3 protein-coding genes are annotated in these 12,921 nt (G+C 40.2%); 2 read left to right on the forward strand and 1 reads right to left on the reverse strand.

Annotation, left to right across the window (positions count from 1 at the left end):
- The first annotated feature begins 233 nt into the window (after window positions 1-233).
- Window positions 234-10,136: a T9SS type A sorting domain-containing protein gene (locus J1N10_RS09620; RefSeq protein ID WP_262326485.1), complete on the forward strand. Its 9,903-nt coding sequence runs from the start codon at window positions 234-236 to the stop codon at window positions 10,134-10,136.
- Window positions 10,137-10,426: 290 nt separating this feature from the next.
- Here the strand turns inward: J1N10_RS09620 and J1N10_RS09625 are convergent, their stop codons facing one another.
- Complete coding sequence (locus tag J1N10_RS09625) at window positions 10,427-10,873, reverse strand: nucleoside deaminase (RefSeq protein ID WP_262326486.1); 447 nt, start codon at window positions 10,871-10,873, stop codon at window positions 10,427-10,429.
- 192 nt (window positions 10,874-11,065) lie between these two features.
- Between J1N10_RS09625 and aspS the strand changes: the two genes are divergently transcribed.
- Window positions 11,066-12,826 (forward strand): aspartate--tRNA ligase, encoded by a 1,761-nt coding sequence (gene aspS, locus J1N10_RS09630; RefSeq protein WP_262326487.1) that lies wholly within the window; start codon window positions 11,066-11,068, stop codon window positions 12,824-12,826.
- The last annotated feature ends 95 nt before the right edge of the window (window positions 12,827-12,921 follow it).

Consider the following 12,921-nt stretch of genomic DNA (forward strand, 5'->3'; position numbering starts at 1 on the left):
GTTTATCGAACAAAATGAGCTGTTGGTCAAATATTTAAAATGGTAATGTCTTTGTTGTTGGCGTGTAAGTGGTTGAAAATAAACAGCTAGCTGTTATTGGAGGAATTAATGCTGATAACCTAAGTACGTTATATCAGTATTTTATTACGTAATAATTATAATTTTGTGGCTCTTTAGGGCTTATACTAGGGGATCGCTAAGCCTTATAATAATTTCTAGACAAACTCATGATTATGAAGTATACTTCTACTAAAGGGATTTTAAACTTGCTATTATTATTTATAGCGAGCCATGTATATAGTCAAACAGGCCCTGGTGGGGTTGGAAGTAGTGAAGAGGTTGTAGTATGGCTTAAAGCTGACGCCGGTGTTACTATGGATGGCTCTAATATTGTTAGCTCCTGGACAGACCAGTCGTCAAATGGTTTTATTGCCGAACAATCAACTGTCGGTTATAGACCAACATATGTGGCTGATGGAGGAGCTGATTTTAATAACTTGCCTGTCATTCGGTTTAATGCTGACTTTTTATCAATACCAGATGATAATGGGCTGGAAGGCTTTGCAGATGGTGTATCTGTCTTTGTTGTACTAAAGTCAAATGGTGTTAGTGAGTTTCAGGGAGTTGTTTCTAAGAGTTCTGCCTGGAACTCTAATTGTGCCTATAATATGTACATTAGAAATGATGGTGATTTGAGAATGATTATTAATAATGGAGGTGCAGATGCTCAGTCACTTGGGAGTGGAACTATTGGAGCAAATACCTATATTCTCTCAGGCGTATACGATCCGATTGTCAAGCAGAGTTTAGAAATTTTTTATAACTCAACATTCAGTGATACCGATGGTGGTGAAACTGCTGCAGTTGGTTCTTATGCATCAAACTTAAATATTGGGAATGATACACCTTCAAGTAATACAAATGCTTTAAGAGGAGATATTGCCGAAGTCATTATTTTTAATAGAGGATTAAAAAGTGCTGAGCGTTTATTATTAGAGAATTATCTAAGTCAGAAATACGGAATTACGGTTAGTTCAGACATTTTTGCCACCGATGCCGATTATGACAATTCGTACTTTAACGATTATACAGGAGTTGGTGAAGAATCTGATGGTACACTAACAGTATCTAATAGTGCCGGTTTTTACATTTCAGAAACAGGCAGTTCGTTCAATTCAGGAGAATATATTGTATTTGCCCACAATAATACGGTCAACGCCGTTGTTACTTCAGATATAACAGGAAGCGTGGAAGCCCGATGGGCCCGCGATTGGTGGGTCGAAAAAAGTAGTGGAGCTAATACCAATGTTAGTATGACCTTTGATTTACCAGAAGGTATTACCGGAGGACAATTTCCACAAGATATTGCTAATTACGTTTTGTTGTATCGAAGCACTAATGCAGGTAATTACTCTGTCGTTTCAGGTGCCACACCAAGTATTGGAGATGCCGACCAGGTTTCTTTCGATGTGCTGGATGCTAACCTGCAAAATGGATATTACACCATTGGTACCATTAACCAAACAGATAGCCCTGTTGAGGGAGCGCCTGGAGTGACCTGGTACACCTTAATAAGTGGTGATTGGGATAACTGGGAGACCTGGACATTAGACCCGTCCGGTTCATTGCCTAATAACCCGGGCAATTCATATCCACAAGCAGTAACGGATCATGTTGTTATCAGAGATGGAAAAACAGTAACCATGAATCTGAATAGCATACATTGTGCCTCAATTGATGTTGATGGTCGTTTGGATCTGGGAACGACAACAGGTCATACTTTTGATGAAATTTCTGGTGAAGGCCGTATTTTAATGGCCGCTGACAACTTTCCAAGCTACACCGATTGTTCACAATTTGTTGATGAAGGGCAGGATAAGGGTACGGTTGTCTACTATGGTAATAATTATTCCATAGCAAATGACTACACTTTCTATAGTATGGAGGTTTCCATGTCTGCAGGTCAGCAATTAACCTTACTGGGTGATTACACCTTGAATGGTAACTTAACGATTACCAGTGGTACCTTTAGAGTAAATAACAATGCATCTACAGATGTTATTACCATGACAACTAAAGGTAATGTGACGGTGGAGTCTGGTGCTGCCATACGGACCGGTTCTGGTGATACATACACCTGGTGGGGAGGTTACCATGATCAATATCACCAATTTATTATAGAAGGTGATTTTACAAATAATGGAACCGCCTATTTTACCAATCGTACAAGTGCTGATTACAATGATGACGACGATACAGGAGCCTGTGAGGTCATTTTTAATAATGCCTCTCAAAATCAAACTGTTTTGTGTAATGGCGTAACACGTTTTAATCAGTTAACATGTGATAAAGGTGTTGATGATACTTATGTTTTAGATGTTTCGGCGAGTGCTACGGCTAATTTTAACCTTTACGGAAGAAATAATGAGGCTGTTAGCGGAGATAATGACAACGGAGGCAACCGAGATGGAAATAAAGCTTTAAGATTATTAGCCGGTACCTTGAAGCTGGGAAGTAATATTGTGATTGCCGAATTAGCTGAAGGTAATACCTATGATATTGATACTGATGCCAGGTTATGGTTATATGCCAATGCCTCGGTTACTGTTGACGACGCCAGTTGGCTGGCCGTATACGGTACTTTACAATGTTCGGATAACTCAAGCTTTAATGAAATTACTGGAAGTGGTACCATTCTTAGAGGACGTAGTACCTTAAAGTTCGAAGGAGGAACACATAATCTAAATACCGTAAGAACTTCAACCTGGGGAGGAGCTGGAGATCACCTGGGGGCCTATATTCAATCAGGAGGAACGGTTAATATCGTGAATGAGACAGGCGGCTATGCCTCTTTTCATTTACCTTTCCAAACCAATGTGTTCAACATGTCGGGCGGTACTTTACGAATTACAGATCAAGGTAATGGCGGCGATGGCGATGATTTTGCGATGATTGTGAACTCATCAGATGCCAATAGCAATGTATCTGGTGGAACTGTTATTATTGATGCGGCACAAAATGTTGGTTCAACATACAAGATAAACCTTCGAGCCCCCGTGTGGAACTTTATTTGTAGAAATACACATTCAACTACATGGCCTATTGAGATAGATGCATTCACAGCTACTGATGATAACACGGAAACGATGGCTGCCATGCCATTACGTGTGTTAAACGATTTCACCATTGAAGGTGCCAATAATACAGAGTTTTATCACAATGGAGCAGATGTATATATTGGACGAAACTTCACAATAGAACGAGGAGCTACTTATGAGTGGGGATTAAGATCTGCCAGCTCATGGCCGGCGTCGTGGACAAAGAATACAACCACATTTAATGGAACAGAAGATGGTGAGCTTTATTTTACATGGCACAATAATGCAGATGATGGAGAGGAGCAAAACTTCTGGAATTTTGTTGTGAATAAACCAAGTGGGAAAAAGCTAACGCTAACAAGCGACGAGGTTAATCGCGATAATTCAGGAGTCTTAAACCGACTTATTAAAACACATGGAGAATTAAGAGTTGAGTCAGGAATATTGGAACAGGGTATTTTCTCCATTCGGGCTTATGGCGATATTGTTAATAATGATGTATTGACAACATATGAACATGGCGTTACACCCGGAGAGGCTAATTTAAGATTGAGACCTGGTAGTTACAATATTGAAACTATCGAGGGTGCAGAGTTTGGTCTTGTGAAATGTAATCCTGGTGATGCTTCTGTGATAACTTTTACATCTGATGTTTATATTAAACGTTTAAACTTCCATAATGGTAATATTAATATTGGAGATTATAATCTAAAGCTGGATTATTTATATCGTAATGCCTCTGAAGGAGCCTATCGAATTACGGATGGGGCAGTTGACAACAAGATTATAACATCCGGAAATGCCTCTGATGGAGGAGTTTCTTTAAGAGTTTATGCGAATGCAAATTATCGATTCCCAATTGGTATCGGTACCGATGGCGTGGATGTAACATCGGGAGGTAATTCGAAATACACACCGGTCGAAGTGGTTGTTTCCGATTTTTCAGATGAGGGATATATTACCATCAACCCGGTTGACAGTTATCTGAAAACAACAAACCCATTAGGTGGCGATCCTTTAGACTATTATTGGCGCGTTCGTCATGAAGGCTTTACTACTGTGCCAAATGTCGTTTATAGTTTGACGTATAATGAAAGCGATGTTGTTGGTAATGACTCAAATTACTACCCGGGAAGAGTGTTAGGAGAGAACCCATATACCAGATCATACATTAATGATAAGAGTAGGGTAGATGATACTAATAACATCATTACGTATGACGATGGAAGTGGCGGTGCATTGCCATTGGTGGTTGCCAATTATACAGCAGGTCCTAATAATCGCTTTAATGGTGAAGTACAAGTATTTTACTCCAGAGATAATGCCCGTCAAGCGAACTGGCGTTCCAATAATACCTGGACGCGTAGCGATCGTTTAAATGATATTGACGGTAATGGTACTATAGATGAAGATGAGTATCACGACAGTCGTCAGCCGGGTGTGAATGATTATCCTCAGGAAGGTGATGTAGCTGTGATTGGTTGGGTGCCATGGGGTAATACAGGAAGTTCAGGAAATGAAGGCGAACCTCATGGTATATGGATTGATAATACGCAAGAAACGTGTGCCGAAGTTATTTTTACACAGATGAAGGATGCTGTCGGTAATCCAACAGAAAGGTTGTACCGTTCTAATTTCCAATTCCGCCCATGTTTGTGTATCAATAATACCGGTGGTGAGCTAACAGCCGATTTAGTTCGAGGTGAAGGAATGTTCTGGGCACGCATTGGAGATCCTGATTTCTCATTAATGGATATGGGCGAATTTGCTAAAGAGGATTCGGCTTATATCGTGTATGAAAACTTTACATCATCAGGGAGAACTATTAATAATACGCCTGATGAGGTTCCTAACCTGATGATTGCGAATAATGATTGGGGTGGTAGTAATTATGATGTTACATTGACAAAAGCGATAACAACGAACGGTAACTTTGAAATACTTGGCGATGCAAATGTCATATTAGATAACGATGCCGATGGTGATTTGAATATTGGAAGAGACCTCGTGTTATTTGAAATAACAAATCCTGTTGAAGGTAGTCCTAGTGGTGGAGGTGCCGAATTGGCCTTCCAGAATAGTGGTACGGCACGAACAGTGACGGTGGGACGTGATGTATTATTACATAATACAGGTAATCAAATTCATGTGAGAAGTGCCAATGGTTCAGCATTGGATCATCATATGTATGTTGGACGTCATATTCAACAAACAAATACAGGTGTCGGTCTTAATTTGTGCGATGGTGTCAACAATGACCGCGTGACATTATATCTGAATGGAAATAGTGATATGACCATGGATATAGGAGCAGGCACTAATCCTGATTTATACCGTTTAGTGGTTAATAAAGGAACCGGACAAACAACAACAGCTACAATCAATAGTAATTTTACGATACAAGGAGCTACTTCAGGTGTTGGTGTTGCGAAAGCAATCGAGCTGCAAAACGGAATATTAGTACTGAATCATCCAGATATTGATGTTGATTTAACGACCGGTGATGATAATTTCTCTATTCCATCAACTTCCGGACTTGAAGTAAGACAAGGGAGTGCCAATGCTTCAGGTAATTCTGGTGTTTTTCTCGATGGATTGCTGAAGATATCAGGTGGTACGTTGGATATGCGTGGAGGCGATAACCCAATTATATACTCTGTATCTGGTAATGCCCATATTGAGGTGACAGATGGCGCACTTTACATTGGTTCACAGTTACGTCGTGATGAAACAAGTGCAGAAGGCGTGTTAACTTATACTCAAACAGGAGGGACCGTTGAGGTAGGAGAAAGTGCTGCCGGGGTTGATAACAGGGGTATTTTCGAAATTCTTAATGCGGGAAGCTCATTTACACATACTGCCGGTACCTTAACGCTTGTAAATGATTTACGTTCGAATCCAACCGTGGCCTCGTTTAATTTTGCACCTGAAACGGTTAGTTATGGAGCCGGAACTGTTTTAACTGTTGGTCATGCCAATACCGTTGTAGCCGGAAAAGATTTTAGTATTTATGGTAGTGCGGCATTGTCGAATTTAACGATTGATAATACCAGTTCAGTTGGAACAAGTGCAACATCATTGGTTGTGCCGTTAATTATTAGTGAAGCATTAGAAATCCAAACTGGTGCACAATTTGATGCCAATGGATTGGACTTAACAGTTGGTGGTGATTTTACCAATCATGGCGATTTCGTGGCAAATTCCAATTCAACTTATTTTAATGGTGTGGCCGAACAGATAATCACCAATACCGGAACAGGTGATTTTTATAATTTATATAAAACAACCAGCAATCAATTGACGCTGGCAAATGACATTACGGTTGATAGAGAGCTGCATTTAACCGGAGGAGCATTCGAAGATGGTGGCCACAACCTGTTTGCACAAGGTGATATGTATATCAGTATTACAACCAGTCATACGGCAGGTGGAGATGGAATTGTTGCATGCGGAAGCAGTCAACAACATTTATATGGGACATCTGATTTAGCGAGCCTGAAGATTGATAATATTGGTGGTGTTAAAGTGCCAGTTGGTAACCAGGTTACAATCACAGGTAACCTGATAATGAGTAAAGGTATCTTTGATATTGACCAGAATCTATTAGTAATTGAAAAGGCTGCTACAATTACGGAAGCATCCTCATTTTCTGAGCAGAATATGATTCAGACGAATATTTCATTTACCGATGCGGGTATTAAGAAGTTTTACCCCACCATTAGCAGCGCAACTGATTTTGTTTATCCAATCGGTTCGCAGGGTAAATATACGCCGGTAACAATGACGGTGCGAAGTATGAATGACGGAGCTTCTATTCGTGTGAAGGCAGCAGACGAACACCAGCCAACCGTTCAGGATGGCCTAGGCGCAATGGGCGTCAACGAAACCAGTAATGTATTGCAATATTACTGGATATTAGATGCCGAAGGAACAAGCGGTGTTGATGCTACAGCACTAATGCAGGCCTATGGTGCAGATGAAATGGTGACTGCACCAAATACCACCTCTCAGTATATTACGGCTCGTTTAAGAAGCCGGGCGTCTGGTTTATGGGAAAAATATGGTGATGCAGCCAATAACGATTATAATGAATCGACTCATGAACTAACGTTCGAACTGATTGGAGGCGATGATCAGATAGATGGTGATTACACGGCGGGTATTGATGATGCGATACCGGATCAGGTTGCTCAATACATTTCGCAAAATGATGGCGATTGGACAAATGCTTCAACTTGGTTGCCAAATATTGCAGGTGGCCCACGAGGCGCGCGCGTATTGGTTCGTCACGAAGTAGTTATGGATGATAATTACCGCGTATCGTATGAAACAAGGATTGATGATACAGGTAAGCTAAAAGTGGATCAGGGCTATGGTCATCGATTAGGTAATGTGATCGGTACGGGAACTTTATATCTCGAGCGCGGTGATTTACCGGCCGGCGATTACGGCGGATTCTTTGCACCTGATAGTGGTAAAATAGAATATGGTTATACCGGTGCTCTAAATGGCGATGAGGATTATGATATTCTCAGTTCGGTACCATCGGCTAACACCGTTATAGTTAGCGGAGATGGGACACGACGTTTACCAAATATTGAGTTGCAGTTACATGGCGATTTAATTATTAATGGCTCAGACCTTATTAATGAACATGAGCAGAAACTGAATATTAAAAAGAATTTGGAATTCAATGGCGGCACCTATACTACAAAATCAAGTGCTAACTGTATTGTTAATTTCAATGGAGACAGTGAGCAGTTAATAACCGGTACACGAGGTTTTACATCTGCTAATTCCAGTGCTTTATATAGCGTTGAAATAAGTAACCCTGGTAGCGTAACACTTAATAATGACATTGAAATAAATAGTCAATTAACATTTGTAGATGGTTTGATTAATTCATCTTCAAGTCATACAATTTTAATTACTAACACAGCAACTGATTGTATTAGCGGGGCTACCGATTACAGGTATGTGAATGGACCGTTATTTAAAACAATGAGTGCCGGAGATGAATTTAATTTCCCTGTAGGAAAAGGAAATCGTTATGGTAATGTAGTTGTTAAAGGCGTTAGCGATAATGGTATTTGGGAAGCTGAATATTACAATAATAACCCAACTAATGATGGTTATGATGTTAGCAGCCTGGACGGTGATGTTGAGTTTGTTAGTCATAACGAATATTGGAGAGTAAAAGCACCGGTGTCAGGTAATTCGGCGAATCTATTATTACGATGGGATAGTAGCAGTGGTGTGTCTCCGGACGATAATTTAAGAATTGTAAGATGGACTGATTTAACGCCTGATGCATGGTCGGAGTTAACCGTTGGTACCACTGCAGGTAATGCGAATAGTGGAACAGCCGATTTAGCAGGGGCATTAAGCTTTGGTTTTAATGGAAGTGACAATAACCACTATATCACTTTTGGTTTTGTGTCAATTCCTGAATATACATGGTTAGGTGGTGATAGCGATTGGTTTAAAGTAAGTAACTGGCAGGGAGGATTAATCCCGGGAGCTGGTGTAGATATTGTCATCAATCAGGCTGGTGTTGCCCCCGTTATTAATACAACAGATGTGGCTCAGGTACATGATTTGACAATTGATCATATTGGTGGCTTAACGCTTCAGCCTGGTGCTCAAATGACGGTAAATGGAGTGTTAACAACTAACAACAACTTAATAATTGAGAATACGAATAGCCAACCATCCTCGCTCATTACAATAGGAAATGTAGTGGGAGATGTTACCATTAAATGGACCTACGATAACCAGCACCACTGGTTTATAGGTCATGCTATTGATGCCCCGGCAATGGCTAGTTATGATGCCTTAGTTGGAGCAGGAAACGATTATGTTCTCTATAAATACAAGGCTGGTTCATTAGAACAGATTGGTAAAAACGCAAGTGGTTTTGTTGGCGATGACGAGATTACAGGTTATCAGCTACTAGTGAGGTATTCGGATGCTGTTGTTACACATACAGGAACATTAAATAATGCCTCAAGTTACTCAACTTCATTGCAAGACGGTTGGCAGATTATTGCTAATCCATACAATGCGTATTATCAGTTGCCCCGTGAAGATGGCGTTACAGGTGATTTTGTCAACACTACGGGTACTGTTTATGTGTCTAACTCAGAGCGAAATAGTAACAAGGTGTTTGAGACCTATAATATTTATACAGGAATTGCTTCTCCAGCTGAGACTTTGGTTAATGGAATTATTGCACCTTCTCAGTCGTTTTATGTTCAAACAGATGCAGGAAAGGTGGGGACCAATATTTCGATGAGTGCTTCTAATAGGATTCATGATGTGAATAAAGTATCGTTAAAATCAACATCAACGCGAGATGATTTGCTACGAGTTAAGCTAACTAATGCTTTTGAACTAGTTGATGAAGCTGTTGTGCTGTTGGATGAAAACGGCGATTTAGGAATGAGTCGCAGGGACTCAGAGCAACGTTTCTATAATGGTACAAGTATCTCATATATTTATTCAATTGTAGAAGGTAAGAAAGCTGTTATTAACACTTTACCACAGGATATGTTGGGAGGTGAAGTCGTGTTAGGAATGAAGTTAAAGGCTGGTAATCACACCATTCGAATTGATGGTTTGAATACGCTTAGTGAGGATTATCCAATTTTATTAGAGGATAAAAACGGCACAGGAGCAATGGTTGAGATGGATGCTAACTCAGAGTATACCTTTACAGTTGATGAAGATGTTGAGCTTAATGATCGTTTTGTGCTGCACTTTGGTAAATCGAAGGTGGCTACTGATATTGATGATAAGCCATCTGAATCAGCAGCTGATGTGAAAGTATATATTGAAAATTCATCAAAACTGGTAGTTTACTGTGATTGGGTGGGAGATAAGCAGGTTTACTTATTTACTATCGATGGTCGTATGGTGTCAACCGAAGAATTTAAAAGCGATAGCTATACTAAGGTTCTAAGTTTACAACCAGGTGTTTATGTGGTGAAAGTGATAGGTGAAAATGAGCAATATGAACAAAAAGTGTTCGTAAAATAATACCGATTAGTTAATGTCATAAGCGTTAAATTTACTTTGTATTTGACGCTGTCATTAATCTCCCGACTAAAGTGCGGGACAAGTTATCGGTATTATACCAAAGACTCCATTATAAAAATTGTATAAGTTTTAGTTTGAAGAAGAAGAAAGCCGGGTTTGCATTTGCAAATCCGGCTTTCTTCTTTTAGTGCTGTTGGTGTTTCCCTAATTCAGTATAGGTTTTAGTTGCGAATCATCTATTGACCTAACGACCTATCAGCCTACTGATCTATCAATCTACTGACCTAATATTATCTTTTTTGCCTAAAAAATTCCTGAATAATGGCCTGGCACTCCTCTTGCATAATGCCGGTTATAACCTCTGTTTTGGGATGAATGAGGGAAGGTTGACAACGGGCAAAACCCCGTTTATCATCACTGGCACCATACACAATACGCTTTATTTGCGACCAGTTTAAAGCGCCGGCGCACATCACGCAGGGCTCAAGCGTGACATAAAGCGTACATTCGTTGAGGTATTTGCCTCCCAGAAATTCAGCTGCCGAGGTGATGGCCAGCATTTCGGCATGGGCGGTTACATCGTTTAATGTTTCTGTGAGGTTATGAGTGCGGGCTATAATCTGGTTGTTACATACCACAACTGCACCTACTGGCACTTCATTTTTTTCCTGGGCTTTTTGTGCTTCCACAAAAGCCTGTTTCATATAATATTGGTCTGAGAAAGTGATTTCGCTCATTGTCTGATTCGTTAAATAGCTGCTTGAAAACTGATAAATATCATGTATTAAAATACCAGGCATAAAAAACTCCGGCCTAAAACTCTTAACAGCTTTTTTGTATGCTTTTTCTTACTATTTTCGCAAAGATAATTTTAAACGTCAATATCGTTGCATACATTTGCCAATTGGCAACGATAAATAAGAATTACAATGTACAGGACACATACGTGCGGAGAATTAAGAATTGAGCACATCAATCAGTCGGTAACACTTAGTGGTTGGGTGCAAAAAGTAAGAAACCTTGGGGGAATGACCTTTATCGATTTGCGAGACAGGTACGGGATTACCCAATTAGTTTTTAACGAAGAAACACATAAGGAGCTTTGTGAGCAAACTGCCGAGTTAGGCCGTGAGTATGTGATTCAGATTAAAGGACAAGTTGCTGAGCGAAGCAATAAAAACAATAAAATTCCGACAGGTGAAATTGAAATATTGGTTGAGGAATTAACCATTTTAAATTCATCGGAATTGCCGCCTTTTACCATCGAAGATGAAACAGATGGTGGTGATGAATTGCGTATGAAATACCGTTACCTCGATCTACGCCGTAATCCGGTGCGTGAGAATTTGGTATTGCGTCATAAAATTGCATTCGAGGTTCGTAACTACCTGAATGAAGAACAGTTTATTGAAACAGAAACACCTGTTCTGATTAAATCGACTCCTGAAGGAGCGCGTGACTTTATTGTGCCTTCGCGCATGAACGAAGGTCAGTTTTATGCCTTACCACAGTCGCCACAGGTATTTAAGCAATTGTTGATGGTGAGTGGTTTCGATCGCTACTTCCAGATTGTGAAGTGTTTCCGCGATGAGGATTTACGTGCCGATCGTCAGCCTGAGTTTACACAAATCGACTGCGAGATGTCGTTTGTAGACCAGGAAGATATTCTGAATACGTTTGAAGGAATGACCAAGCATCTGTTTAAAACGATTAAAAATGTGGATATTGATTATACTTTCCCACGTTTATCGTATGCCGATGCAATGAAATATTATGGTTCAGACAAACCGGATACGCGCTTCGAAATGAAGTTTGTTGACCTAACTGCCGATGTTAAAGGTTCTGAATTTAAGTTATTCAACGAAGCAGAGTATGTGGGTGGTATCTGTGCTGAAAGTTGTGCTACATACACCCGTAAGCAGTTGGATAAACTGACTGACTTTGTGAAGAAACCGCAGATTGGAGCTGGTGGATTAATTTACATCAAGTTCAATGCTGATGGTTCTGTTAAGTCGTCGGTTGATAAATTTTTCTCAGCTGAGGAACTAAAAGCGATTGGCGCTAAATTTAATGCCAAAGATGGTGATTTGGTATTGATACTAGCCGGCGCATTGAATAAGACCTTAAATGCACTTTGTGAGTTGCGTTTAGAGATGGGCTCACAATTAGGCTTACGTGATAAAAATAAATTCTCACCACTTTGGGTGGTTGATTTCCCATTGTTGGAGTGGGACGAAGATGCTGAGCGTTTCCACGCTATGCACCATCCATTTACGTCGCCTAAAGCCGAAGATATGGATAAGCTGGATAGCGAACCGGGTCAGGTTCGTGCCAATGCCTATGATTTGGTTATTAATGGTGTTGAAATTGGTGGAGGGTCAGTTCGTATTTTCAACGACGAGCTGCAGCAGAAGATGTTCAAACTACTTGGTTTCACTGAAGAGGAAGCCGAAAATCAGTTTGGTTTCTTAATGAATGCCTTCAAATATGGTGCACCTCCGCATGGTGGTGTGGCCTTTGGTTTCGACCGTTTGGTATCCTTATTTGCAGGTTTAGATTCCATCCGCGACGTGATTGCCTTTCCTAAAAACAACTCAGGACGAGATGTGATGATTGATTCGCCATCGCCGGTAGCTAAGGAACAGTTAGACGAGTTGCAAATTGCGCTTAACATGAAAGAAAAAGAATAAGCAAGATATATTCTAATAGAAAATGGGGCATCGCTTACGGTGCCCCATTTTTTGTTTTTATAGAAAGGGAATTGATTTTCAATAAAGAAGAAGGA

The sequence above is a fragment of the Carboxylicivirga litoralis genome, assembly GCF_025499605.1.
Classification (GTDB): domain Bacteria; phylum Bacteroidota; class Bacteroidia; order Bacteroidales; family Marinilabiliaceae; genus Carboxylicivirga; species Carboxylicivirga litoralis.

Coding starts and splice junctions, on each gene's coding strand:
- J1N10_RS09620 (WP_262326485.1), top strand. CDS start 234: ATGAAGTATACTTCTACTAAAGGGATTTTAAACTTGCTATTATTATTT.
- J1N10_RS09625 (WP_262326486.1), bottom strand. CDS start 10,873: ATGAGCGAAATCACTTTCTCAGACCAATATTATATGAAACAGGCTTTT.
- aspS (WP_262326487.1), top strand. CDS start 11,066: ATGTACAGGACACATACGTGCGGAGAATTAAGAATTGAGCACATCAAT.